23 protein-coding genes and 2 tRNA genes are annotated in these 24,443 nt (G+C 63.6%); 13 read left to right on the plus strand and 12 right to left on the minus strand.

Annotation, left to right across the window (positions count from 1 at the left end):
* Nucleotides 1–10: 10 nt before the first annotated feature.
* On the minus strand, nucleotides 11–964 hold the full coding sequence (locus KAK11_RS19550; protein ID WP_210811107.1) for a LysR family transcriptional regulator ArgP: 954 nt from the start codon (nucleotides 962–964) through the stop codon (nucleotides 11–13).
* A 141-nt stretch (nucleotides 965–1,105) separates the two neighbouring features.
* Between KAK11_RS19550 and ald the strand changes: the two genes are divergently transcribed.
* The 5 genes from ald (at nucleotide 1,106) to KAK11_RS19575 (ending at nucleotide 5,653) form a co-directional block, all read left to right on the plus strand.
* Nucleotides 1,106–2,221, plus strand: a complete 1,116-nt coding sequence (ald, locus tag KAK11_RS19555; RefSeq protein ID WP_210811109.1) for an alanine dehydrogenase — start codon at nucleotides 1,106–1,108, stop codon at nucleotides 2,219–2,221.
* 198 nt (nucleotides 2,222–2,419) lie between these two features.
* A complete protein-coding gene (locus KAK11_RS19560) occupies nucleotides 2,420–3,028 on the plus strand; it encodes a hypothetical protein (protein ID WP_210811110.1) in 609 nt (202 codons plus the stop codon).
* A 63-nt stretch (nucleotides 3,029–3,091) separates the two neighbouring features.
* The gene (locus KAK11_RS19565; RefSeq protein WP_210811111.1) at nucleotides 3,092–3,679 is read left to right on the plus strand and encodes an RNA polymerase sigma factor; all 588 of its coding nucleotides are present in this window, start codon (nucleotides 3,092–3,094) and stop codon (nucleotides 3,677–3,679) included.
* A gap of 14 nt (nucleotides 3,680–3,693) precedes the next feature.
* Nucleotides 3,694–4,338 (plus strand): anti-sigma factor family protein, encoded by a 645-nt coding sequence (locus KAK11_RS19570; RefSeq protein ID WP_210811113.1) that lies wholly within the window; start codon nucleotides 3,694–3,696, stop codon nucleotides 4,336–4,338.
* Nucleotides 4,328–5,653: a S8 family peptidase gene (locus KAK11_RS19575; protein WP_210811114.1), complete on the plus strand. Its 1,326-nt coding sequence runs from the start codon at nucleotides 4,328–4,330 to the stop codon at nucleotides 5,651–5,653. The genes KAK11_RS19570 and KAK11_RS19575 overlap by 11 nt, the downstream gene beginning before the upstream one ends.
* Nucleotides 5,654–5,724: 71 nt before the next feature.
* On the opposite strand, the gene KAK11_RS19580 is transcribed toward KAK11_RS19575, so the two are convergent.
* The 6 genes from KAK11_RS19580 to KAK11_RS19605 form a co-directional block, all read right to left on the minus strand.
* The gene (locus KAK11_RS19580; protein ID WP_210811115.1) at nucleotides 5,725–6,351 is read right to left on the minus strand and encodes a 50S ribosomal protein L25/general stress protein Ctc; all 627 of its coding nucleotides are present in this window, start codon (nucleotides 6,349–6,351) and stop codon (nucleotides 5,725–5,727) included.
* Between the two features lie 113 nt (nucleotides 6,352–6,464).
* On the minus strand, nucleotides 6,465–7,427 hold the full coding sequence (locus KAK11_RS19585) for a ribose-phosphate pyrophosphokinase (RefSeq protein WP_310737841.1): 963 nt from the start codon (nucleotides 7,425–7,427) through the stop codon (nucleotides 6,465–6,467).
* A gap of 134 nt (nucleotides 7,428–7,561) precedes the next feature.
* A tRNA-Gln gene (locus KAK11_RS19590) sits at nucleotides 7,562–7,638 on the minus strand.
* A gap of 39 nt (nucleotides 7,639–7,677) precedes the next feature.
* Nucleotides 7,678–8,571 carry a 4-(cytidine 5'-diphospho)-2-C-methyl-D-erythritol kinase gene (ispE, locus tag KAK11_RS19595; RefSeq protein WP_210811176.1) on the minus strand — a complete coding sequence of 298 codons (894 nt, stop codon included), beginning with the start codon at nucleotides 8,569–8,571 and terminating at the stop codon, nucleotides 7,678–7,680.
* A 5-nt stretch (nucleotides 8,572–8,576) separates the two neighbouring features.
* Nucleotides 8,577–9,068, minus strand: a complete 492-nt coding sequence (locus KAK11_RS19600) for an outer membrane lipoprotein LolB (protein ID WP_210811117.1) — start codon at nucleotides 9,066–9,068, stop codon at nucleotides 8,577–8,579.
* A 62-nt stretch (nucleotides 9,069–9,130) separates the two neighbouring features.
* A complete protein-coding gene (locus KAK11_RS19605) occupies nucleotides 9,131–10,858 on the minus strand; it encodes a tetratricopeptide repeat protein (RefSeq protein ID WP_210811118.1) in 1,728 nt (575 codons plus the stop codon).
* A 184-nt stretch (nucleotides 10,859–11,042) separates the two neighbouring features.
* Here KAK11_RS19605 and mutM point away from each other — a divergent pair, with 184 nt between their 5' ends.
* The 3 genes from mutM to mutY all read left to right on the plus strand — a co-directional run bounded on the left by mutM (nucleotide 11,043) and on the right by mutY (nucleotide 15,336).
* Nucleotides 11,043–11,867 carry a bifunctional DNA-formamidopyrimidine glycosylase/DNA-(apurinic or apyrimidinic site) lyase gene (mutM, locus tag KAK11_RS19610; protein ID WP_210811119.1) on the plus strand — a complete coding sequence of 275 codons (825 nt, stop codon included), beginning with the start codon at nucleotides 11,043–11,045 and terminating at the stop codon, nucleotides 11,865–11,867.
* A gap of 146 nt (nucleotides 11,868–12,013) precedes the next feature.
* Complete coding sequence (locus KAK11_RS19615; RefSeq protein ID WP_210811120.1) at nucleotides 12,014–14,245, plus strand: dynamin family protein; 2,232 nt, start codon at nucleotides 12,014–12,016, stop codon at nucleotides 14,243–14,245.
* The gene (mutY, locus tag KAK11_RS19620) at nucleotides 14,242–15,336 is read left to right on the plus strand and encodes an A/G-specific adenine glycosylase (RefSeq protein WP_210811122.1); all 1,095 of its coding nucleotides are present in this window, start codon (nucleotides 14,242–14,244) and stop codon (nucleotides 15,334–15,336) included. The genes KAK11_RS19615 and mutY overlap by 4 nt, the downstream gene beginning before the upstream one ends.
* On the opposite strand, the gene rapZ is transcribed toward mutY, so the two are convergent.
* From rapZ to KAK11_RS19635, 3 genes are read right to left on the minus strand one after another with little or no spacing between them, the layout of a single operon-like run.
* Nucleotides 15,309–16,220 carry an RNase adapter RapZ gene (gene rapZ, locus KAK11_RS19625; protein WP_210811123.1) on the minus strand — a complete coding sequence of 304 codons (912 nt, stop codon included), beginning with the start codon at nucleotides 16,218–16,220 and terminating at the stop codon, nucleotides 15,309–15,311. The genes mutY and rapZ overlap by 28 nt on opposite strands.
* On the minus strand, nucleotides 16,217–17,932 hold the full coding sequence (recN, locus tag KAK11_RS19630) for a DNA repair protein RecN (RefSeq protein ID WP_210811124.1): 1,716 nt from the start codon (nucleotides 17,930–17,932) through the stop codon (nucleotides 16,217–16,219). The genes rapZ and recN overlap by 4 nt, the downstream gene beginning before the upstream one ends.
* A 2-nt stretch (nucleotides 17,933–17,934) precedes the next feature.
* Nucleotides 17,935–18,810 carry an NAD kinase gene (locus KAK11_RS19635; protein WP_210811126.1) on the minus strand — a complete coding sequence of 292 codons (876 nt, stop codon included), beginning with the start codon at nucleotides 18,808–18,810 and terminating at the stop codon, nucleotides 17,935–17,937.
* Nucleotides 18,811–18,882: 72 nt separating this feature from the next.
* On the opposite strand from KAK11_RS19635, the gene hrcA reads away from it, so the two are divergent.
* From hrcA to KAK11_RS19655, 4 genes are all read left to right on the plus strand, one after another.
* Nucleotides 18,883–19,899: a heat-inducible transcriptional repressor HrcA gene (gene hrcA / locus KAK11_RS19640; RefSeq protein WP_210811127.1), complete on the plus strand. Its 1,017-nt coding sequence runs from the start codon at nucleotides 18,883–18,885 to the stop codon at nucleotides 19,897–19,899.
* 89 nt (nucleotides 19,900–19,988) lie between these two features.
* Nucleotides 19,989–20,065, plus strand: a tRNA-Ile gene (locus tag KAK11_RS19645).
* 137 nt (nucleotides 20,066–20,202) lie between these two features.
* Complete coding sequence (locus tag KAK11_RS19650) at nucleotides 20,203–21,201, plus strand: tyrosine-type recombinase/integrase (RefSeq protein ID WP_210811128.1); 999 nt, start codon at nucleotides 20,203–20,205, stop codon at nucleotides 21,199–21,201.
* 19 nt (nucleotides 21,202–21,220) lie between these two features.
* On the plus strand, nucleotides 21,221–21,415 hold the full coding sequence (locus KAK11_RS19655) for a hypothetical protein (RefSeq protein WP_210811129.1): 195 nt from the start codon (nucleotides 21,221–21,223) through the stop codon (nucleotides 21,413–21,415).
* Between the two features lie 60 nt (nucleotides 21,416–21,475).
* On the opposite strand, the gene KAK11_RS19660 is transcribed toward KAK11_RS19655, so the two are convergent.
* Nucleotides 21,476–22,846 (minus strand): NHL repeat-containing protein, encoded by a 1,371-nt coding sequence (locus KAK11_RS19660; RefSeq protein WP_210811130.1) that lies wholly within the window; start codon nucleotides 22,844–22,846, stop codon nucleotides 21,476–21,478.
* Between the two features lie 78 nt (nucleotides 22,847–22,924).
* On the opposite strand from KAK11_RS19660, the gene KAK11_RS19665 reads away from it, so the two are divergent.
* Nucleotides 22,925–23,209, plus strand: a complete 285-nt coding sequence (locus KAK11_RS19665; RefSeq protein WP_210811131.1) for a helix-turn-helix domain-containing protein — start codon at nucleotides 22,925–22,927, stop codon at nucleotides 23,207–23,209.
* On the opposite strand, the gene KAK11_RS19670 is transcribed toward KAK11_RS19665, so the two are convergent.
* The gene (locus KAK11_RS19670; protein WP_210811132.1) at nucleotides 23,206–23,913 is read right to left on the minus strand and encodes a hypothetical protein; all 708 of its coding nucleotides are present in this window, start codon (nucleotides 23,911–23,913) and stop codon (nucleotides 23,206–23,208) included. The two genes, KAK11_RS19665 and KAK11_RS19670, sit on opposite strands and share 4 nt — an antisense overlap.
* Nucleotides 23,914–24,443 lie beyond the last annotated feature (530 nt).

Here is a 24,443-nt window from a genome sequence, read left to right on the forward strand (position 1 = left end):
GCCAGGGGCCTCAGGCTGCGGGCATCGGGCGCAAGGTGGCGCGTGCGCCGGCAATCACCGCCTGGCCGATCTGCTCCATCAGGCCGATGCGCCCACCGGGCGCGGGGGCGGCGGAGGGCTCATCTGCACTGAGCCTCCATTGGTGCCAGTAGAGCGCCACATCCAGGGTGATGTCGGGCCGCACGGGCCGCACCGCGCCGCTGGCGATCAGGCCTTCAGCCAGCAGTTCGGGCAGCACGGCCACGCCCCAGCCCATGGCAGCGGCGCGGGCACCGGCCTCGCTGCTGGGGACGAATCGCTCTTTCAAGCGGGGCTCGCGCACCCCAAAGGCCTTGGAGACCCACTGCGCTTGCATATCGTCCTTGCGGTTAAAGACGATGAAGGGCACTTGCGCAAAGTTGGCCGGGTTCAGGCCCTGCGGCAAGTGGCGCTCCATGAAGTGGGGGGCGGCCACCGCGATGTAGCGCATCTGCCCCAAAGCTTGGCAGTGGCAGCCGCGCAGGGCTTGGGCGACAGAGCTGACGCAGCCCAGCACCTCGCCCTGGCGCAGCCAATCGTGGGTGAAGTCTTGGTCATCCACGATCAACTCCAGGCCGTAGCCGTGGCGCTGCCCCGCCCGCACCAGCTCGTCCAGCGCTGGCAGCACCCAGGTGGCCAGGCTGTCGGCATTCACCGCAATCGGCAGCCGCTCATCTCGCGCCAGCGTGGCGCCCAGCTCGCGCGCGGCGTCCGCCCGCAGGGCCTGCATCTGGCGGGCATAGCGCAGCAGCACCTTGCCGGGCTCGGTCAGCCGCAAGGGGCGAGAGCGCACCACCAGCAAATGGCCCACATGGGTTTCCAGGGCGCGCAGGCGCTGCGAGACCGCCGATTGGGTGATGGACAACAACTGTGCCGCGCGCTCAAAGCTGCCCGCTTCAGCCAGTGCAGCCAGGCAGTCCAGGCCTGCGGTATCTAAGGCATTCATTCGATGGAATTTCTCAATTCATCAGTGCCGCTAATGTAGCTGGAGACTTTGCGATGCACCTTGCCGGCCGACGAAGCACCAGCAGAACATCCGACCCCAGCGCTCACCCCTCGATGACGCACCTCAACCCGGAGACACACCATGCTGATCGGTTGCCCCAAAGAGATCAAGAATCACGAATATCGGGTGGGCTTGACGCCCACCAGCGTGCGCGAGTTTTGCGCCCACGGTCACCAAGTGCTGGTACAGGCTGGGGCCGGTGCGGCGATTGGCCTGGAAGATGCGCAGTACCAAGCAGCAGGCGCCCAGATGGTCGCCGATGCGGCAGAGGTGTTCGCGCGGGCCGACATGATTGTCAAGGTCAAAGAGCCGCAGCCCCAAGAGTGCGCCATGCTGCGGCCGGGGCAACTCCTCTACACCTACTTGCACTTGGCCCCGGACCCCGAGCAAACGGCCGCCTTGGTGAAGTCGGGTGCCATCTGCATCGCTTATGAAACCATCACCGGCCCCGGCGGCGGTTTGCCCCTGCTGGCCCCGATGAGTGAAGTGGCGGGCCGCATGAGCATCCAGGCCGGTGCGGCCCACCTCGAAAAGAGCAAGGGCGGCATGGGGGTGCTCTTGGGCGGCGTGCCGGGGGTGGAGTCTGCCCAGGTGCTGATCATTGGCGCCGGTGTGGTGGGCACCCATGCCACCCAGATGGCCGTGGGCTTGGGCGCCCGCGTGACGGTGGTGGACAAAAACGTCGAACGCTTGCGGCAACTGGACTTGGTGTTTGGCAACCGCATCAAGACGCTTTACTCCACGACCCAGGCACTGGAAGAGCAGGTCTTGGCGGCCGACTTGGTGATTGGCGGCGTGCTGATCCCCGGTGCTGCAGCGCCCAAGCTGGTGACGCGCGCGATGGTGCGGGGCATGAAGAAGGGCGCGGTGGTGGTGGATGTGGCGATCGATCAGGGCGGCTGCTTTGAGACCTCGCGAGCCACCACCCATGCCGAGCCGACCTATGTGGTGGATGGCGTGGTTCACTACTGCGTGGCCAATATGCCGGGCGCGGTGGCGCGCACATCAACCTTTGCGCTGAACAACGCCACCTTGGGCCATGGCCTGGCCCTGGCCGACAAGGGCTGGCGCCAAGCCCTGCGCGATGACGTCCACCTCAAAGCGGGTTTGAATGTGTGCCAGGGCCACGTCACCTACGCAGCTGTCGCGCGAGCCTTGGGCTATACGGCTGCGGAGGCGGACGCCGTCCTGGCCTGAGGCCAGATCCAAGCCCCATGCTCGCGTGACAAATTGACCTTCAGGTCCATCGCCCAAGCATTGGGGCTTTGGGTGACTTTGGCATGACTCGGCCACAATCCGCGCATGTGGATCCCTCCTGGTCACGGTCGGTGGAGTGTTTTGTGCCTGAGTCTTGCGGCGCCTTGCGGCTGGGCGGCCCAAACACAAGCCAGCGTGATGTTGGCTTCACCCACGGTGATTCGAGGCGTGCAGGTCGGGGCCGAGGCCCCGCGCTTGGGCGTGGTGGTGGATGTTTACGGCCCAGAAGGCTGGTCGGTCGGCGCGGCCTTGGATGTCAGCGTGTCCAGGAGTGATCAGGCGCGGGAGCGGTCCGGCGCCTTGAGGTTTGCAGCGCCGCTCTGGCGCCGCGACGGCGCAGAGATTGGGCTCTCGGCGCAGTTGCAGGCGTTTGATGGCCTGCCGACCAGCCGTCGTTGGAACTACCTGACGCTGGGCGCCACCGCCCAAAGCGGGCCGTGGGCGCTGTCTTGGTTTGTGGTGCCGTCGTCGCTGGCGGCCGAACGGACGCTGTTTGCGGGGCAGGCGGTCGACCTCGCGTGGCAGCATCCCTTGACCGGGGTCTGGAGCCTGGATCTCAGTGGCGGCTGGGTCGATGTTCGAACGGCCAGGCCTGGGCGCTACCTTCACGGCCAAATCGGCGTGGTGGGCAGCCTGGGACGCGCGGAATTCAGAGCGGCCTGGGGGCGCACGGATGCGGCGGGGCAGCGTTTGTTCGGCCCCCGTGCTCAGGACGGCTATCGACTGTCCCTGGCTTGGGCGCTCTAGCCTTGCAACTTTTGGGGTGGCGGCAGGAACTTACCCACCAAACCTCCTGAACACTTCGTCACCATGTCCGTCCTTCACGTCGCACGCCGGCTTCTGCCCTGGGGAAAAGGGGATGAGGACGATGCATTGCTGCAGGCGGTCGCCCAAGGTGACAAGCAGGCCTTGCAGGCCTTGTATCGGGCCTATCACCCGCGCTTGGTGAGGTTCTTGTCTCGCCATATTCGGCGTGATGACTTGGCTGAAGAAGTGATCAACGATTGCTTTTGGGTGGTGTGGCAGCAAGCGGCGCAGTTTCGGGGCGGATCACGAGTTTCGACCTGGATCTTCGGCATTGCTTATCGCTTGACCATGAAGGCTTTGCGCGACCGTGGCGACGAGCCGCTGGCCGACCCGGAAGGCGATGATCATCATGATGCCTGTGACGCCGATGCCCAAAGAGAGCAGCAAGACTGGTTGAACAAAGGCTTGGCCACCTTGACCGAGGAACAGCGTGTGGCCTTGCAGCTGGCCTATGAGCAGGGCTTGGACATGGAGGAGATTGCTGAGGTCATGGCCTGCTCGGTCAGCGCGGTCAAGTCCAGGCTGTTTCACGCGCGCACCAAGTTGCGTCACGTGCTGCCGCAGATCGCCAACCCTGGCAAAGCCGCTTAGAAGGAACAGACCCTATGCAGCAACAAGACACCCACGCCCAGGTCTGGGCCCAGATTCCCTGGCTGGTCAATGGGCGGGCCAGCCCAGCGCAGCGGGAGCAGGCAGAGCAGCATCTGCAGAGCTGCCCGGATTGCCAAGCCGAACTTGATCGCCAACAGGCACTGGCGCACGCCTTGAATACCACGCCCAGCAGGCTCTCTGTTGATGTCGACAAGGGCTGGATGGCGCTTTCCGCGCGCCTGCCGGCCCAGGCGGTGAAGCCTCAAGCCTCGGAGAATGCGGGAGTGTCTCGGCGCTGGGTGCGCTGGCTCGGCAGTTTGGTGGCCATCGAGGCACTGGCGGTGGCTGCGCTGGCGGTGGTCATCATCAAGCCCACTGTCCATCGTGGGCCTGACGAAGGTTTCGTGACGCTGAGCTCTCCCATTGCCGTGTCCAAGGCGGTCCGGTGGCGTGTGCTGCCTGACCCCACCCAATCCTTGGCGCAGTGGCAGGCTAATCTGGCGGCGCATCAGTTGCAGGTCGTGGGCAGCCCGTCCTCGGCGGGGGTGTGGAACTTGGGCTGGGCAGGCCCGCAAGCCCCCGACGTTGAGGCCGTCGCTCAGGCCTTGCGCGCCAGCCCAGGGGTGCGTTTTGTAGAGGTGATGCCGCATGTGCAGTGATGCTGGCCTGCGCCGGCTGTTGGCCGCGCTGCTGTGCTGCTGGGGGCTGAGCGCCGCTTTCGGGCAAAGCCCGGCCGAGAGCGCCCAGGCGGGTGTGCAGAGCCCGGGAGCGCGTACGCAAGGTTGGGCGGATGAGGCGGGCGGGGACGCGTTCTTGCTGCTCTTGGACAACCCTGTACACAGCCAAGCGGTGCAGGCCGGTTCTTGGGGCGCGCTGGGCTATCGGCAGCGTCGGGCCTATACCGTGCACCCGCAGGTGGAGGCGCTGGCCGCTGCTCTGGTGGCGGAATACAAATTGGTCGTGCTGGATGCTTGGCCCATGGACCCCTTGCGGGTGCACTGTCTGGCGGTCCGGTTCCGTGACGCAGCATCGGCTGCAGACGCTTTGGTGCAGTTGCGCCGGGACCCTCGCGTCCAGCAATTGCAGCGTCTACAGGACTTTGCCGTCCAGGGCACGCCGCCAGCGGCCAGTTTGATGGCGCCCAGCGCGTTGATCGACGACAGGCTGGATGTGCGCTCGGCCCACCAGCGCGCGCGTGGCGAGGGTGTGCGTGTGGCTGTGGTGGATACGGGCATGGATGTGGCACACCCGGCGCTGGCGGATGCGGTGTTGGAGGCTCGGAACTTTGTCGATCAGGACGAGGCGCAGTTCCGCAGAGACCAGCATGGCACGCAAGTGGCCGGCCTGCTGTCTGCCAGGCCACGCGCCGACGTCGGCGTGGTGGGGCTGGCCCCGGCTGCAGGCTTGTTGGCCTATAAGGCCTGCTGGGTGAAGGCGCCGGCCACTGAGGTGCGCGCCCAATGCAACACCTTGACCTTGGCCAAAGCCCTGGTGGCCGCCTTGGATGCCCGGGCCGATGTGCTCAACCTCAGCCTGTCTGGCCCACCGGACCCGCTCTTAGAGCGGCTGCTGGGAGTGGCCCTCACGCGCGGCGTTGCCGTCTTGGGGGCGATACCGCCGGATGGCCGCAAGACGGGCTTTCCGCTGAGTGTCCCTGGCGTGTTGGCGGTTGACCGAACCGAGACAGCGCGGGCGCAGGCGCCGGGTGAGTTGCGTGCGCCGGGTGAGGATGTGATGACGCTCAAGCCCGGCGGTGGCGGCGGCTTTGCCAGTGGCTCGTCCATGGCCACGGCGCAGGCCAGTGCGGTGGCGGCCCTGTTGCGCAGCGTGCGCCCCAAAGCCTCGGTGGCGCAGCTGACGCAATGGATGACAGCGGCCAGTCCGCACGGCGTGCTGAACGCCTGCTTGGCCTTGCGGCTGGCCGGAGAGCCGGTGGTCTGCCGGGGCGACACGGGTGTGCTTGCCAAACCATGAGCCCATGAAAAAGCCCCGCCAAGGCGGGGCTTTGGAGGGCGGCCGCACAGGGCGGCACCGCCAGCGAAGAATTACTTCTTCTTCTTGGCGTCTTTCTTGCCCTTGTCAGCGGCCGGAGCGGCAGCGACGATTTCTTCTTCAACCTTGGGCTCAGCCACAGACACCACGACGGGGTTCTGAGTGCCGTGCTTCACGGCCTTGATGCCTTCGGGCAAGGTCAGGTCGGACACGTGCAAGCTCTTGCCCTTGACCAGACCCGACAGGTCCACGGCCACGAACTCAGGCAATTGCATGGCCAAGCACTCGATTTCGATCTCGGTGGCCACGTGGCTGACGATGCACTTGTCGGTCTTGACGGCGACCGAGTTTTCTTCGTTCGAGAAGTGCAGGGGCACCTTCTTGCGCAGCTTGGTGGTTTCGTCCACGCGCTGGAAGTCCACGTGCAGCACTTGCTGCTTCCAGGGGTGCATTTGGAAGGCGCGCAGCAGCACCTTTTGCGTCTTGCCAGCCAATTCCATCTCGAGGATGGAGGAGTGGAAGGCTTCCTTCTTCAGGGCGAAGTACAGCGCGTTGTGATCGACTTCGATCATCGCGGGCTCACCAGCACCAAAAACGATACCGGGCACCTTGCCCGACACACGCAGGCGGCGGCTCGCTCCGGTCCCCTGCTTAGCGCGCTCAAAAGCGACGAATTGCATGACACTCTCCAATGAGTCGGGGCGTTCCGCGACCAGAATCGCCCCTGTTTAAAAAGCGCCTCGACCGAAGTTGAAGCGCCAACGAAAAAGGCCCAGCCCCGAAAGGCTGAACCTTAGAAATTGTTGTTCTGCTCTGAGAACAGCGAGGTCACCGACTCGCCGTCCGAGATGCGGCGGATGGTTTCGGCGAACAAGAAGGCCACCGACAACTGGCGGATCTTCTTGCAGGCCTTGGCCGCATCGCTGAGCGGAATGGTGTTGGTGATGACGACTTCGTCGAGCTGCGAGCTCTTGATGCGCTCAATCGCCGGGCCCGAGAACACGGCGTGGGTGCAATACGCGTAGACGCTCTTGGCGCCACGCTCCTTGAGCACTTCCGCGGCTTTGACCAAGGTGCCAGCGGTGTCGATCATGTCGTCCATGATCACGCAGTTGCGCCCTTCGATCTCGCCGATGATGTGCATCACCTCAGAGACATTGGCCTTGGGGCGGCGCTTGTCGATGATGGCCAGATCGCAACCCAGTTGCTTGGCCAAGGCGCGGGCACGCACCACGCCGCCGACGTCGGGGCTCACCACCACCAAATCAGGGTAGTTCTTGGCCTTGAGGTCGGTCAGCAGCACGGGGCTGGCGTAGATATTGTCGACGGGAATGTCGAAGAAGCCTTGGATCTGGTCGGCGTGCAGGTCCATGGTGAGCACGCGCTCGACGCCCACGGTTTCAAGCAGGTTGGCGACGACCTTGGCCGAAATGGGCACTCGGGTGGAGCGCGGGCGGCGGTCTTGGCGGGCGTAGCCGAAGTAGGGGATCACGGCGGTGATGCGGCGAGCGCTGGCGCGCTTCAGGGCATCGACCATGATCAACAATTCCATCAGGTTCTCGTTGGTCGGAGCGCAGGTGGACTGCACCACGAACACATCCCGAGCACGGACGTTTTGTTGAATCTCGACGGTGACTTCCCCGTCCGAGAAGCGGCTGACACTGGCCTTACCGAGTTCAGAGCCCAGGTGGGTTGCCATCTCTTGGGCCAGCACCGGATTGGCGTTGCCCGTGAACAGGACAGTGTTGAACAGCACGTCAGTGTCTCCGGCGGAAACTTCAATGTTACGGGGCCAAACTGCCGGCCCCAAACAAAAAGACCGCGCAACAAAAGCGCGCGGTCTTAGGCTTGTAGCGTCCGAGCCTGAGGGCTCGAACTGCTGAGGTCATTTGGCAGGGGAGGAAGGACTCGAACCCTCGCATGTCGGAATCAAAATCCGATGCCTTGACCAACTTGGCGACTCCCCTACACAGGACATAACCTGACGGCTACACCCCTTTAACTTTTCAGCTGGCCCACCCTACCAGAGGATGCTCAACCAAGCTGCGGCACATTCGACCGACCCAGCCTTCAGGCAAACCGCCTTCCAACTCTGTCGCCACAGGACGCTCTCCTGTACCGTTGTCTTCAACCCTTGCAAACACTGCACTGCCTGAGCCCGTCATCCGGCTGTTGCCGAACTGTTGCTCCAACCACTGCCTTGCTTGCGTCACCTCGGGGCACAAGGCCTCGGCTGCTGCCTGCAAGTCGTTGTGCCCAAAACCGCCAAGAAGCATCTTGCTGTTTTGCTCACAAACCGTGTTTGCTGAAGAGCCCGCAACTATAGCAGGCTTTGTATCGCGTGTCACCAAATCGCTTGAAAAAATTGCGGCAGTCGCAATCGCTTGGGGCGGCTTGATCACGGCAAAGCGCTGTGGCGGCACGTCGATGGGCGTCAACTTTTCGCCGATGCCCTCGACAAACGCATTATGCCCGCCGATGAAAAAGGGCACGTCGGCTCCCAGGCGCGCGCCCAAGGAGAGCAGCTTGGCGCGAGGCCAGTTCAGGCCCCAAAGCCGGTTCAGGCCCAGCAAGGTGGTGGCTGCATCAGAGCTGCCGCCACCCATGCCAGCGCCCCACGGCACCTGCTTGAAGATGGAAATGTCAGCTCCCAAAGAGGTGCCGCTGGCTTGCTGCAGGCTGCGGGCTGCCCTCAGGCATAAGTCGTCGTCAGGCAGGGTGGGGCCCAGATCGTGCCGCTGCAATTGGCCGTCATGGCGCAACTCCAGATGCAAGGTGTCGGCCCAGTCGATGAGCACAAACACCGACTCCAGCAGGTGGTAGCCGTCGGCGCGTCGGCCCAGCACATGCAAGAACAAATTGAGCTTGGCAGGGGCCGCCAAGTCAGACAGAGAGGTCATGCTCATCAACGATCCAATCGAATGCGCAGCAGCACCGCGGGGGGCAACTCGCGCCGGGCTTCGACCCAGCCCTCGGACTCCAGGCGGCTGGCATCGACCCGCCAGTCCGCTTGCCAAAAACGCGGCCCGCCTGACGCACCTGCGGCCACTTCCCATTGCACGTCAACGCCCGGCCAAGGTTGGCCTTTCAGCCAAGAGGGCAGCGCGGCCAGGGGCACCGATTCGCCCAAGGCGCTGCGCGACAACTCGTCCAGGTTGGCATAGGCTTGCGGGCCTTGGCCGCTGTCCAAAGTCACGCCCTGCGGGCTCCATTGGGCCAAGGCCAGCACCGTCCCCAAGGGGCTGAAGAGCCGCAACTCGCCTTGCTGCTCATGGCCAGAAAGTTCAAAGCTGGCGCTGACAGACTGCGCCGGCGCGCTGGGGCTCTCGGCCACGCGCAAGGCCATTCGGCCTTGCAGGGCCGGGGCTGCATCCGGGGCGCGAGGCGGCGCCGTCACGCAGGCGCTCAGGCTCAAGCCCAGGCAAAACGCCGCAGCCAGGCGGCACTGACTTGCCCCCCTCATAACTTGACTTGCAGGCGCTGTAGGGTCTCTTGCAGCACTTCGTTGTCAGGCTCGCGCGGCTGGGCCTCGCGCCACACTCGCAGCGCTTCATCACGCCGGCCGGCCAGCCACAAGGCCTCACCCAAATGCGCCGCCACCTCGACATGCGGGCGTGCAATGTGAGATTGCTGGAGCAGGCGAATGGCCTCGTCCAAGCGCCCTTGTCGGAAGGCGACCCACCCCAAGCTGTCGGTGATGAAGGGGTCGCCCGGCGCCATGCTGGCGGCCTTGTTCAACAGCGCCTGGGCTTCGTCCAAGCGGATGTTGCGCTCGGCCAGGGAATAGCCCAGTGCGTTGACGGCATGGTGGTCGTCAGGCTTGAGGGTCATGACGCGGCGCAGCAGCACTTCCATGTCGTCATAGCGCTTCAGGCGGTCTGCCGTCATGGCCAGTTCATAGACCAACACAGAATCCTCGGGGCTTTGGCGCATGGCCTCCAAGAGCAGGTCATAGGCGCTCTGCCATTGCTTGCGATCGCGCAGCAATTGAGCTTCGGCCAGGAGCCGGGCGCGCGCGTCTGGGTTGCCTTTGGCAGCGCCTGCGCGCAGCAAGGCGCGGGCTTCGGTCAAGCGGCCATTGGCTGCCAGCAGCGAGGCGCGGCGTGCCAGCACGGCCAGGTCCACCTCTTGGGCGGGAATGCGATCCAGCCACTGACTGGCCGCTTTGGCGTCGTTGAGGTGTTCCCAGGCTTGAGCGATCAGCACATAGGCCAGATGCGGACCCGCCTCGTTGGTGTCTGCGTCCGCCTCTGGGTCTTGTTTGGCGTTGCCGCGCTTGGCTTCGGCATCGGCGGCCAAGAAGCGCTCCAGGGACGCAATGCCATCACGGCTCTCTCGCAGCTCGACTTGGTAAGCACCCAAGGTCAACCAGGCCACCGACAGCTGCGGCTGCTGGGCCAAAGCGAGCTTAAGCTGGGTGGCGGCCTCACCCAAGCGCTGGCGGCGGTCCAGGCTGCGGGCATAGGCCAGGCGCACCTGCGCCGGGGTATTGGGGCTGGCCAGTGAGCCCTGCACCAAAGCTTCGGCCGCTGGGGCTTTGGGGATCAACTCCAGGGCCAGCAATGTGGGGCCCAGGGCCGAGGGATCTTGGCCCAAAGCCTTGCGGGCTAGGCTCAGGGCCGTGTCGACCTGCCCGGCCGCCAAGGCCACGCGGCCTCGCGCAGTCCAGGCAGCCACTTGCGTGCTGGCTTGGCTCTCGAAAGGGGCCAAGGCTTGCTCGGCTGCTTTCAGGGCCACCGCTTTGTCTTTGAGGCCGGCCAAGAAACGCGGCAGGCCGCTGATCACCAACTCTTGCTCGTTCGCGGGCTGGCTTTGCAGCAAGTGGCGCAAGGGCTCGCCCAAATCCGCCGGGCGGTCCAGGGCCACCAGGACTTGCACCAGCGTTCTGGCGGCTTCGGTGGACTGCGGCAAGGCTTGGCGCCAGGCTTTCGCGGCTTGCAGCGCAGACTCACCTGCGCGGGCTTGGATGGCCAACTCGACCGCGCGCCGGTAGAGGCCTTCGTCTTTGGTGCGCCGAGCGCCGTCCAGCAAGACCTCATGCGCATTGCCCAAACGCCCGGACTGAGCTTCCAGCTCACCGATCAGCAGTTGGTAGAACATGGGCGCATCTAGTCCGCTGTTCTGGATGGGTGCGGCGGCCGCTTCAGCGGGCGGCGGTGTCTGCGCCGAGGCAGACGGCGGTGACATCCACAGCGCTGCCATCAGACTGGCCAAAACAGCCCTCAAGTGAAGGGGCCGTGGGGGCGAAGTCAGGGCCGATGCCCCGGGCTGGGCCGACGGTCGAACAAAGCGTTGGGTCATCTTCTCTCCAGCGATGCGGGATTCTACGGGCCGCCCTGTCGCGGTGCGGCCCCTCTTCCATAATCAAACCATGCCTGAATTGCCAGAAGTTGAAGTCACCCGCTTGAGTGTGGCGGGCGTGACCGGCGCCCGCGTGCTGGGATTGCGCCTGGGAAAGCCGCTGCGCTGGCCGCTGGGCGCAGAGCCCGAGGTGGCGCACGGCCGCACCGTGGGCGAGATTCAGCGTCGGGGTAAATATTTGTGGCTGCCCCTGCTGAACGCAGGGCAGGCAGACGGCGGCTTGTTGTGGCACTTGGGCATGTCCGGCTCGCTGAGCTGGCTGGCCCAGGCGCCGCCGGCCGGGCCGCACGATCATGCCGACTTACACACGGATCGAGGCACCTTGCGCCTGACCGACCCCCGCCGCTTTGGCGCCGTGGTGTGGTCGCCTGCCTTGGGCCAAGACCCCGCTGCCAAACTCTTGGCTCGGCTGGGGCCGGAGCCCTTCGACCCGGCACTCACCCCCCAAGGTTTCCATGCGGCTTTACGTCAGCGGCGTGTGGCCATCAAGCAAGCCTTGTTGTCGGGCGAATTGGTGGTCGGGGCGGGCAATATCTACGCCAGCGATGCCCTGTTTGAAGCGGGCATTGACCCTCGCACCCGCTGCGACCGCATCGCTGCCGCCCGTGCGGCGAGGCTGTTGGCCGCAGTGCAGCGCGTCTTGACTGAAGCCATCGCGGCAGGGGGCTCGACCCTGAAGGACTTCAAAGACGCCCATGGCACGGTGGGCCAGTACCAGGGCCAAGCCCGGGTTTATGGGCGTGAGGGTCAGGCCTGCCAGCGCTGCGGCGGGACCATCAAGCGCCTGGTGCAAGGGCAAAGAGCCACCTATTACTGCCCAGGCTGCCAGCATTGATCCTGCGCAGGGCGCCGCGGGCCTTGTCTGGGGCCTCCAGAGCGAGTCGTTATACCGCCACAAGGTGTGTCGGTGTGTGCCGTGGGGTTCACGACCAAGGCCACTGCGGCTAGGATGTTCGTTGGTGTTTGTTGCTCAGATCTGTTGTGTCCTTTCCAAACTCGCTCTCCAACCCCCGTGATCTTCAGCCGGCGCTGGCGCCCTTGCTGGACGCCTTGGCCGAATGGCGCATGACCATGGCGGGGCAGATGATCGTCCTCGAGAGCTTTTTGCGGGACGCCGACCTGCTCACCCCTGACGCCGCCAATCAGTGCGCGGGCCTTCGCCAGCGCTTGGCCACTGACAGGCTGGTGATTGCCTTTGTGGCCGAGTTCGCGCGCGGCAAGTCCGAGCTGATCAATGCCATCTTTTTCGCCGATGCGGGGCAGCGCGTGTTGCCGGCCACGCCGGGCCGCACCACCAAATGCCCCGTGGAGCTGTGCTGGGATGAGCGCGAGCCGCCTCGCTTGGCTTTGTTGCCCATCGACACCCGGCTGCGCCCTGAGACATTGGCCGATTGGCGCGACATGCCCGAGGCCTGGACCACGGTGGAGCTGGATACCTCCGACACCAATGCCTTGGTGAAGTCGCTGTCCCAAGTCACGGCCACCCGCTATGTCAGCCGTGAGCAGGCGCATTCGCTGGGTTTATGGTCCGAGGAACACCCGGACGACAACCCGCCCAGCACGGCCGACGGCCGGGTGGAAGTGCCGGCCTGGCGCCATGCCGTCATCAATTACCCCCATCCCTTGCTCAAGCGTGGCTTGGTGGTGGTGGACACGCCGGGGCTGAATGCCATCGGCACCGAGCCCGAGCTGACGCTGAGCCTGCTGCCTTCGGCCCACGCCGTGCTGTTCATCTTGGGCGCCGACACCGGCGTGACCCGCACCGACTTGGCGGTCTGGAACCAGCACCTGAACGACCCGTCGCTGGCCCGCTACGTCGTGCTCAACAAGATCGACACCTTGGCCGACCCGCTGGCCACCAGCATGGAGCGCCAAGACCTGATCGAGCGCCAGTGCCTCAGCGCCGCTGATACCCTGGGGGTGCCGCGTCATCGCGTCTTCCCGGTGTCGGCGCGCCAGGCTTTGTCGGCCCGCTTGCAAAACGACAGCTTCGGCTTGGTGGGCTCCAAAGTGCCCGTGCTGGAAAAAGCGCTGCGCGACGAGCTGCTGCCGCAGCGCCAGCGCCTTTTGGCCACCGCCGTCATCAGCCAAGTGCAGTCTTTGCAAGAGCAGATCAGCCGCCGCCTGCGTGAGCTGCGCCGCCAAAACGCCGAGCAAATGTTGGAGCTGCGCGCCCTGCGGGGCAAGAGCAGCGGCCGCATCGGCATGATGCTGGCGCGCGTGCACTCTGACACCGAAGAATTCAACCGCTGTGCCGCCCGCCTCACGGCCCTCAAATCAGTGCAGCAGCGCATGGTGCGGGGGGCTTTGGCCCACTTGGATGCCTCGCATGTGCGGGCTGCGGCCGAGCGGCTGCAGCAGGCGATGGGTGGCGGCTGGTTCAACCTTCGGGCCAAGCCGCTGTTTGCGGAGACTTGCCGCAGCTTGGTGGAGCAGATTGACCGGGCTGCGCACGATTCCGTCGAGTCCCAGCACATGCTGACGGCCAGCTTCCGCCAACTCAATGCGGAGTTTGGCTTCACGCTTGAAGTGGCCGCGCCGCCGGATTACGCCCCTCTGCGTGACGAGTTGGGCCGCATTGAGCAAGGCTATGCACGCTACTTCGGCGTGGGGGGGCGCATGCGCATGAACTCCCAGGCCTTTGCCGAGCAGTTCCAGCGCATGTTGGTCTCCAAGCTGCGCATCGTGTTCGACCAAGCCGCTTCGCAACTCGACGCCTGGAACGAGGCCATCACGGCTCAGTTGGATGGCCAGTTCAGAGACCGCCGGCAGAGCTTCCGCCGCCGCAAAGAAAACCTGGAGCGCATCCAAGAGGCCACGGGTGAGTTGGAGAGCCGGCTTGTTGAAGTGGAGCGCGTGGACCAGCAATTGTTGGAGCAGGCCGACCGAGCGTTTGTTTTGACCGCAGCACTGCGTTTGCGTGCCCAACAAGGCCCGAACCCAACGGCAGAGCCGGTGGCGGCTGCTGCGCTGGCCGCCGCGCCAGTGGCCGCTCCTGAGGCCGCCAAGAATGTGCTGCCAGCGGGCATCCAAATGAACATCGGCGAGCCGGACGATGCGGCCTCGCAGGTGGATCTTTACTTGCCGGATCTGCAACTCAATTTCCGGACGGACCAATTGGATGCGGCTTTGGCCCCGCCGCCTGTCGCCAAGCCCTTGGGCCTGGTGCACAGCGATGGCGTGCGCCCCAGCCTCGACGCTGACCTCGAATGAGCAGCCCCCCCGCCGCACCGCAGGGCCCTGCGGACTTGGCGGCGCGCGTCGTGGCCTGGCAGCGCGTGCACGGCCGGCACAGCTTGCCTTGGCAGCAAACGCGCGACCCCTACCGCGTCTGGCTCTCCGAGATCATGCTGCAGCAAACCCAGGTCAGCACGGTTCTGGACTATTACGAGCGCTTCTTGAACCGCTTCCCGACGGTGGCTGCTCTGGCTGCCGCCCCGCAAGACGAGGTGCTGGCGCTGTGGGCGGGATTGGGCTATTACAGCCGGGCGCGCAACCTGCACCGCTGTGCCCAAGCGGTGGTGGCTGAGCATGGGGGCGAGTTTCCGCGCTCGGCGGCCGCCTTGAAGACCTTGCCCGGCATTGGCCGCTCCACCTCCGCCGCCATCGCGGCCTTTTGCTTTGGCGAGCGTGTGGCCATCTTGGATGGCAATGTCAAACGCGTGCTCACGCGCGTGCTGGGCTTTGGCGAGGACCTTGCCCAATCGACGCATGAAAAAACCTTGTGGCGCATGGCAGATGCAGCACTGCCGCAAGGTGAGGGCATCGAGGCCTATACCCAAGGCTTGATGGATTTGGGCGCCACGGTCTGCTTGCAGCGCAACCCCACGTGCGAAGCCTGCCCGCTGGCTTCGCTGTGCGTGGCCAAAGCGCAAGGGCGCCCGCAGGACTACCCCGTCAAGAAGCGCAAGCTGGTGCGCAGCCAGCGGGCTCATGCGCTGCTGTGGCTGGAGCAGGACGATCAAGTGTGGCTGGTGCAGCGCCCGCAAACCGGGGTGTGGGCCGGCCTGTGGGCCTTGCCCGAGTTTGACAGCATGGCGGCGCTAGAGGCAGCCTGCGCAGCGTGGCTGGGTGAGCGCCAGCACTACACGCCCATCCATCACGTGCTGACCCATTTCGACTGGGCGCTCAGCCCGGTGCGCCTGCGTTTAGCGGAGGGGCAAGCGCTGACTGCAAGCTTGGCGGCGCTATGGCCCAGTGGCCAATGGGTGGCGCGCTCTCGGCTGGATGACTACGGCCTGCCCGCACCGATCAAAAAGCTGCTGTACGGTCAGGTTCAGGTTCTGCCATCCAGCTCGCGGTGACGTTTGAGCGTCGTGACGGCCTCCGCAAAGCGGGCGGTCAGCGACTCGACAAAATAGACCGAACGATGCTGGCCACCCGTGCAGCCAATGGCCACCGTGAGGTAGCTGCGCTGGTCGTCCTCAAAGGCCGGTAGCCAACGACGCACAAAGGCGTCGATCTGCTCCAGCATTTCAATCACCTCGGGCTGGCCAGCCAGGTATTCGGCCACAGGGTCGTCTTTGCCGGTCAGCGGGCGCAGCTCGCGGATGTAAAACGGGTTGGGCAGGACGCGGACATCGAACACCAAATCCGCATCCAGCGGCACACCGTGCTTGAAGGCAAAGGACTCAAACACCAAGGTCAGGCCACTGCGCGTGGCGCCTACCAAGTCGCGCACCCACAGCCGCAACTGTGCCGGGCGCAATTGGCTGGTGTCCAGCACGGTGGATTGATCGCGCAAGTCAGCCAGCAGGTCGCGCTCGAGCTCAATCGCATCGAACAGCATGCGGTGCGGGTCGCCGGCCTCGCTGGGCTTGGAGAGCGGGTGAGGGCGACGCGTCTCCGAAAACCGCCTGATCAGCGCGGTGGTGGTGGCGTTCAAGAAGATGGTGCGCACCCGCACCCCCTCGGCTTTGAGCTGCTGCAGCACCGGCAAGAGGCTGGGCAGAGAACTGGCGGTGCGCACATCCACCGCAATGGCCATCTTGCGCACGCCATGCAGGCTTTCGACCTTGATGAAGTCGCGCAGCAACTCAGGCGGCAGGTTGTCGACGCAGAAGTATCCAGCGTCCTCCAGTGCATGCAGGGCCACAGATTTGCCCGAGCCAGAGATGCCGGTGACCAGCACCACCTCGCGGTCCTGCAAGTCTGCGTGAGGCGGCAGCAGTGGGGAGTGTGGGCTCATGCGTGGGGGGCGCGGCGCGCTGGCTGAGGTGTGGCTTGATTCAACAACTCTTGGGCGTGGGCCAGGCTCGTGCCTTGGGCGCGTTCGCCGCCCAGCATGCGGGCCACTTCGGCCACCCGGGCTTCACCGGCCACGGGGCTGATGCGAGACAGGGTTTGGCCACCTTCGCTGGCTTTGCTGACCACCAAGTGATGGTCACCACAGGCCGCCACTTGGGGCAGGTGGGTCACGGCCAGCACCTGGGCACTCTGGCCCAACTGCTTCATCATGCGGCCCACAGCGTCGGCCACGGTGCCGCCGACGCCCGAGTCAATTTCGTCAAAGATCAAGGTGCTGGGCGCTGGGCGCTCGGCGGCGTTGCTGGCGCTGGCCTGCGCTTGGCGCTCGCGGGCCGTGGTGACGGCAATCGCCAAGGCCAGGCGAGAGAGCTCGCCGCCAGAGGCCACTTTGCCCAAAGGCCGGGGTGTGCTGCCGGCATGGCCGGCGACCAAGAACTCAGCGGCTTCAAGGCCAAAGGCTTGGGGTTGGTCTTGCGGCACCAGCGCGACCTCAAAGCGCCCACCGGCCATGCCCAGCTGTTGCATGGCTTCGGTGACACTGGCTGAGAGCGGCCCGGCCGCTTGATGCCGGGCTTGGCTGACGCGCTGGGCTTCGTCGCGCCAGTGGTCTTCGGCCTGGGCCACCGCCCGCTCCAGGGCTTCTAGGTCAGAGGCTTTTTCCAGCGCCTTCAGCGCACTGCGCCATTCGGAGAGCAAGGCAGGCAACTCTTCTGGTGCGCGCCTGTAGCGGCGCGCCAAGCCTATCCATGCAGAGAGCCGGGTGTCGAGTTCCTCCAGCCGCTGCGGGTCCGGCTCGACTCGGCCGAGATAGGCGTTCAGGCTGTGGGCTGCGTCATCCAACTGGGCTTGGGCGCCGCGCAAGGCTTCCATCACGTCTTGCACTTGAGGGTCCCAGGCGCTGACTTGGTCCAGCGCATTCAGTGCCCGAGCGACCAGACGGCTGGCGCTGTGGTCCTCCTCGTCCACCCATTGATGCGCTTGATGCGCCGCATCCACCAGCGCCTGGCCATGGCTCAAGCGCTGGTGTTCGGCATTCAGCTCGGCCCACTCGTCGGCCTTGGGGCCTAAGCGTTCCAACTCGCCAATCTGCCAGGCCAGGCGCTCGCGCTCGCTGTCCAGTTCGCCCTGGCGCGTCTTGGCGCGCGCCAAGCTCTCCATGGCCTCGCGCCAGTGGGCATAGGCCTGGGCCAGCGGGCGGGTGTTGAGCCCCGCTTGCTCGTCCAGCAAGGCCCGCACCGAGGCCGGGCGAGTCAGCCCTTGCCAGGCATGTTGGCCGTGAATGTCCACCAAGTGATCGGCCATCTCCCGCAGTTGGGCCAAGGTGGCTGGGCTGCCATTGATGAAGCCGCGGCTCTTGCCTTGCGCATCGATGATCCGCCGCAGCATCAACTCGTCCCCGCCCTCAAAGCCGTGTTCCTCCAGCCATGCAGCCAAAGCTGCAGGGGCGTCAAAGCTGGCGGTGATGTCGGCACGTGCAGCGCCGTCGCGCACCACGGGACTGTCCGCGCGCGCGCCCAAAGCCAGTTGCAGCGCGTCGATCAAGATGGACTTGCCTGCGCCGGTCTCGCCTGTGAGCACCGTGAAGCCAGCGCCAAAGCTCACGTCCAAGTGCGTGACGATGACAAAGTCTTTGAGCGTCAGGTGTTTGAGCATGCTCAGACCACACCCTCATACCAGCGCAGCTTGCGCCGCAAGGTGGCGTAGTAACTCCAGCCCCGGGGGTGCAAGAAGCGCACGGCCACGCTGGAGCGGCCGACGCGAACTTGGTCGCCGTGCATCAGGCTGGCCAAGCTGTGCATGTCGAAATTGGCGCTGCTGTCTTTGCCCGAGACGATGGTGACTTGCACCTCTTGGGTGTCCGGCAGCACGATGGGCCGGTTGGACAGGGTGTGCGAGGCAATCGGCACCACGATCCAGCCGCCCACCGATGGGTGCAAGATCGGCCCACCCGCCGACAGCGCATAGGCCGTGGAGCCGGTGGGTGAGGCGATGATCAAGCCGTCGGCGCGCATATTGGCCACAAATTCGCCGCCAATGTCCACGCGCAACTCCACCATGCTGGCGGTCGGGCCACGCGCCACCACCACGTCATTCAAGGCCATGCCTTGGAAGATGGCTTCATCGTCGCGCCAAACGCCGCCTTCCATCATGGAGCGGCGCTCTTCTTCATAGTCGCCGCGCACGATGGGGCCCAAAGCTTCGGCCCAATCCGTGCCGCGCACGTCAGTGATGAAGCCCAGCCGGCCTTGGTTGATGCCTACCAAAGGCACGTTGAACGGGGCCAACTCGCGGGCAATGCCCAGCATGGTGCCGTCACCGCCGACCACCACAGCGATGTCGCATTGCGCCCCGATCTCGGCGGGGCTGAGGGCACCGTACTCGTTCCAATCTGTGGCCATGGCTGTGTCGCGGTCGACAGAGACATCCAGCCCTTGGCGGGTCAAGAATTGGGCGATCTGCTCCAGCAAGGGGCGAATGCCCTGGGCTTGGTGCTTGCCCACGAGCGCGGCGTGGCGGAAACGGGTCGGCATGGTGCGAGGAATTACACCACAGCCCTCGTGCTTGTCAGGTGCTCAGCAGGGCGAGATCCGTACAATGTGCGCATGCTGGACGACCGTGCCCGATCCCTGCTCAAGACCCTGGTGGAACGCTATATCGCGGACGGCCAACCCGTGGGCTCGCGCACCTTGTCCAAGGCCTCGGGTTTGGAGCTCTCGCCAGCCACCATCCGCAATGTCATGGCCGACTTGGAGGAGTTGGGGCTGATCGTCAGCCCGCACACCTCGGCAGGACGCATTCCCACCCCTCGGGGCTATCGTCTGTTTGTGGACACCATGCTGACGGCACGGCCCATGGATGCGGGCATGCCCGAGATGGCCGAGGCCCCCCTGCACCCCGACCAGCCCCAGCGCGTGATTGCCCAAGCGGCCACGCTGCTGTCCAACCTCTCCAGCTTTGTGGGCGTGATCACCGCGCCCAAGAAGGCCAGCGTGTTTCGGCACATCGAGTTTTTGCGCTTGGGCGAGCGCCGGGTGCTGGTGATCTTGGTGGCGCCGGACGGCGATGTGCAAAACCGCGTGCTCTTCACTCAACATGACCACAGCCAAAGCGAGTTGGTAGAGGCCACCAATTTCTTGAATGCCCACTACGGCGGCTTGAGCATTGAAGAGGTGCGCTTGCGCCTGAAGTCTGAGGTCGATGTGCTGCGCGGCGAGATTGCCAGCCTGATGCGGGCGGCCGTGCAGGTGGGCACCGAGGTGATGGAAGAAAACCAAGAGCAAGTCGTGGTCAGCGGCGAGCGCAACCTGCTGGGCGTGCAAGATTTCGGCAACGACTTGGGCGCTATGCGCAAGATGTTCGATCTCTTCGAGCAGAAGACCCAACTGCTGCGTCTGCTCGATACCTCCAGCCGCGCCGAGGGTGTGCGCATCTTCATCGGCGGCGAAAGTGGGGTGGTGCCCTACGAGGAACTTTCCGTCGTCTCTGCCCCCTATGAAGTCGACGGTCGCGTGGTCGGCACCTTAGGCGTCATTGGCCCGACCCGCATGGCCTACGACCGCATGATTCAGATCGTGGACATCACCTCCAAGCTGGTGGGCAATGCGCTCTCCCAGCGCTGAGTTCCCGAAGGCACACACAAGCCCCCTACAATCGCAACCCTTCTGCCAAAGGCGCTGCCTGCGCCGCTTCGGGCAGACCCGTTTTCCGGGGGCCGTTAGCTCAGTTGGTTAGAGCAGAGGACTCATAATCCTTTGGTCGCAGGTTCAAGTCCTGCACGGCCTACCAAAATTCCCCAATGAAATCAAAGGCTTGCACGTGAGTGCAAGCCTTTTTTCGTTGTTGAATCGGCTCAAAAGATGCCTTTGGCACAAAAGTGGCACAGGCAGAAACTGCGACCAGCAATCCAATCTGAGGACGCAGACATGGCAAGCATCACCAAGAGGGGCTCCTATTGGCGAGCCCAAGTGCGCCGCAAAGGCCACCAGCAAGAAAGTAAGACCTTCGACACCAAGGCCCAAGCAGAGGCATGGGTCCGTCAAGTCGAAGGCGAAATGGATAGAGGTGTCTTTATCTCGCGTGCAGAGGCAGAGTCCACGACCCTGGCTGAAGCGCTCGAAAGATATTGGCGCGATGTGGCCAGCAAAAAGCGCCACCCAAAGCCAGAGCGTCAACGCATCGACCACTGGTTGCGTCAAGTGGTCTCGACCCGATTCCTGGCATCACTGCGCGGCGCCGACTTTGCGGCCTACCGTGACCAACGGCGCCAAGCGGGCCGGGCCGAGAACACGATAAGGCTTGAGCTGGCCTTGGTGGCGCACTTGTTCGAGATCGCCCGCAAAGAGTGGGGAATGGAATCACTCATCAACCCAGTTAGGAACATCCGAAAGCCGTCAGGCTCGAAGGAGCGCGATAGGCGCTTGCTTCCGGGCGAATATGAGCGCATCGCTCAAGCGATGTCAGCCTCCCAGAACGCCTGGGCTCGGCCAGCCTTTGACCTGGCCATCGAAACTGCATTGCGCCAGACCATGCTTCTATCGCTGCGCTGGGAGTGGATTGATCTCAATCGTCGGGTGGTGGCTATACCGATTGCGTTTAGGAGCACAGGCAACAAAGGCGTGCCCCCTCACTTGCCTCTGTCAGGCAAGGCGGTGGAGGTGCTGAGGTCTATGCCAAACTCAACAGAAGGGCCAGTCTTGCCCACCACATCCAACGCTTTGCGATGCATCTGGAAGCGGACGATGAAAAGCCTGGACATCAGGGATCTCCGCTGGCACGACTTGCGGCACGAGGCGGCATCCCGCCTGTTCGAAAAAGGCCTTCACCCCATGGAGGTGGCGAGCATCACCGGCCACAAGAGCCTGAACATGCTGCGGCGCTACACTCATCTGAAGCCTGAAAACCTCGCCCTGAAGCTGGCGTGAAACGAGACAAGGAGCAGCCATGAAAAAAGACTGGCCATTCGTCACCAGCGATGAAGCTGTGGCGGGCACAACGCCTTCAGGCGTCACCTACCTTGCAGCCAGGGCGATAACGATGGAGCAGGCGCTTAAGGCCAAAGCGATTTTGGAACGCGCACTGGCCAAGCGCCCGCCCGAGCACGCACCTGAGGACCAGGAGCCAGACGAGCGACTCTGAGTGGCGCAAAGAACAAGGCCGAGACTGAGCTCGGCCTTGTTGCATGGCGCTCGGAACAACTCAGTTTGGCAAAGTCACTTTGGTGACCAAAAAGCTCGCCGAGTTGATGGTGACGCCCCCATTGCCCAGCGTGTAGATCGCGCGCTGATCCGTCACCAAAGTCAGGCAACCTGCTGGCACCTTGACTGTGCCGTCACTGCCAATCGACTTGATGGTCTGGCCGGTGGTCGCGTCCCGAAACTGCAAGTTGCTTTCCTCCGAGGCGAAGGGGCCAAGGTCAGAGCGAGTGTTGTTGAGCCAGTAGGCGCAGCTCACCATTCGCCCCTTGGCATCCACGGCCATCGCTCGGTTGAAGTTACTTGAGGTGTTGGGCAGGGGGCCTGCATCCCAGACTTGAGGGGAGGGCGCAACCAAAGAGCCGTTCGAATCGGCCGTCAGCCAAAACGCGTTGGTCAGTGAAAGTCCAGACGATCCAAAGTCCGGCTGAGTCTGCCCAGTCAAATGCAATTGCCCACTCGGTGCTCGGGCAAAGCCCCACGGGTAGGCGATCTTGTTGCTGCCGATTCTCCAGCGTGCGTCTCCGTTGACACCAAAGCTGGTGTCCAGGCTGCCGTCAGATATCAGACGCATGAAGCCGACATAGGCGCCATCGACCAGACCGAAGTCCGTGATGCCGGACACCAAGAACCGACCATCCGGCAAAAACACAAAGCCGCCAGGATCCAGACCATTGCCGTTTGCTTCGCGCAGCGTGACAACACCGTTTTGCCCGAAGCCGGTCACGCGTTGGCCACGCTCATCCAACATCATGACTTTGCCGGCCACAGCCATGGCAATTCGTCCAGTGGTGGCATCTTGCACGGCGACCGATGGCTCGGGCTCTGGCACGGTGCTGAGCACCTCGTCGAACTGAACAAATCCATTGCTGCCGAAACTGGTGTCCAGGCTGCAATCGGGTTTGAGCACGACCATGCCGCTTCTCGGCAATCGACCGAGCACAGCAATGCGGCCATCACGCAGACTCATCACCCCCCGCACGATCGCTGGCCCACCTGTTGACCAGACCTGCCAGCCGCCCGTGCCGCAGCTTGGGTCGAGCCGACCTTGGGTGTCCAGCCTCGTCACCCAGGCCTGCCGCTCGTTTTGCCAGCGCATGCCGCCAACCACTAACCGCCCGCTCTGGTCTAGAGCCAGCGAGGTTGCATCGAACGAGGTAATTGCAGTTCCCAGGTCACGCGGATTCTGGATCTCAGCCACCCCTGCGGTTCCAAAGTTACTTTCAAGTTGGGCGGCGGGGTAGCTGTAAGGCTCGTTTCCACCCCCGCATGCGATCAAGGATGCAGCCAGCCCGACAGCTGTGATGGAGGCTGAAAGTAACTTTGCGGCGCTCCGGGGTTTGTGCATCTCGGCTAAATCTCCTGTCTCAGTCATGTTTTTCTCCAGTTGGGCTCCTAATGTTATCAATAGACACGTGTCTAAAGTAAACATATTGCGCAAATTAGTGGGGCAATGCGAGCGAGCGGAAACCCACTTTTTGTCCAAGCGCTGGCGGCGGAAATTAAAGCCCGGCGCAATGAGGCAGGCCTCACCCAAGAAGACCTTGCAGGAGCTTCCGAGTTGGATCGTCCTTACATTACCCTCATGGAAGCTGGCCGTAAGCAGCCCACCGTGAGTGTTTTGTGGCGAATCGGACAGGGCTTAAATGTGCCTGCTTCAGTTCTGCTGGCCGGCGCAGAGCGGCGGTATGCCGCTACCGCTGTCGCACCGGCACAGAGCAATGACGATCCAATCTAAAAGTCACTTTCAATCGAATTCTGTGATCCGTCTCTGAAAGTGAGTTTGAAGGTATCCGAGAACGGCAGGCGGGCGTAATTGAAGGTGGGTACTCCAGATCCGTAGCTGACGCAAATCAGCAACTCGACCGTCCGCTCGCCAGGGCCTGGCAAGTACACCTCCGCTGGCAAGTCAGTGATGTCTCCGAGCTCGCGGCATTCGGTCAGCTCAACACGCTCGCGCCCTGCAGATAACGTCCGTGCCGCGCGAAACACACTTTCATTGGCAGACATCAGACGCCGCTTCCTAGTTTGAAGACTGCGCTTCCTTCGTTCAATCTGGTCCCGCCAGGTGCGCGCATCTTGCATCACATCGTCTGGAATTAAGGGTTTGCCCGCATTTGCCGCTTCAATGAACTTTTGAACCCCAGCCGATGCAACCCGCCAGTGCGGGCTGCCGTCATCTCGCAGGGGCCACCAGCCGCGCAAAAGTGACTTTCGGACAACCACGTCAGCAACCGCGGGCATCAGCGCACACTTTCCACTCGAGTAGCGCCGCCAGCGCTGACCAGGTGTCGCCACGCGATAAGTTCCGCCTGAAAACCCCATCTCCCGTTCTAACTGTGCCGCACGCAACGCCGACGCAGTCTCGACGACCCTGCAGATATAGCGCGTCAACTCGATGCTCGCTGCGCGGCGCACTGGGTTTGTTTTGGTCCTGCTCATCTCAACTCCTGAAAAATAAGACAGGATCAAATCTAACCCGAAAGGTGCAAAAAAAGTTCTTATACGTTTCGCGCCGCAAGTCAGGATTTAGGCGTCTCGCGCGCGGCTGCGTGATATATCAGATCTGCCATTTATAAGATTAAAAGGGCAGATCACTGATTGAAGAAAAGGCTCAGTCTGTGGCGACTTGTCCACAGCGGCGGCGGCGCATGCGACGCTGGCCGCCGCTGGTGGGCAAGTCAAACGCCCAAAGTTCACCAATTGACCTCACGTTAGGCCGAAAAGTCACTTTCGAATTGGCCGCCCCACCACGCGATATTCACCCAAAAATGCTGATGACTTCAAACTAGGGGGTGTTGTGTGAGTGCAAATCAGCCTAAATATAAAAGAGTGAAATCAAATTATATGTGCAAGCAAATCAAGCTCGACCTCAAAAAGTTCACCAATTGACCTCACGTTAGAGCTTGGAGAATCCCAATGGACCTCACGTTAGGCCGCAGAGAATCCCAATGGACCTCACGTTTGCGCTC

Origin of the sequence: Ideonella paludis (assembly GCF_018069865.1) — a bacterium.
GTDB lineage: Bacteria > Pseudomonadota > Gammaproteobacteria > Burkholderiales > Burkholderiaceae_C > Ideonella > Ideonella paludis.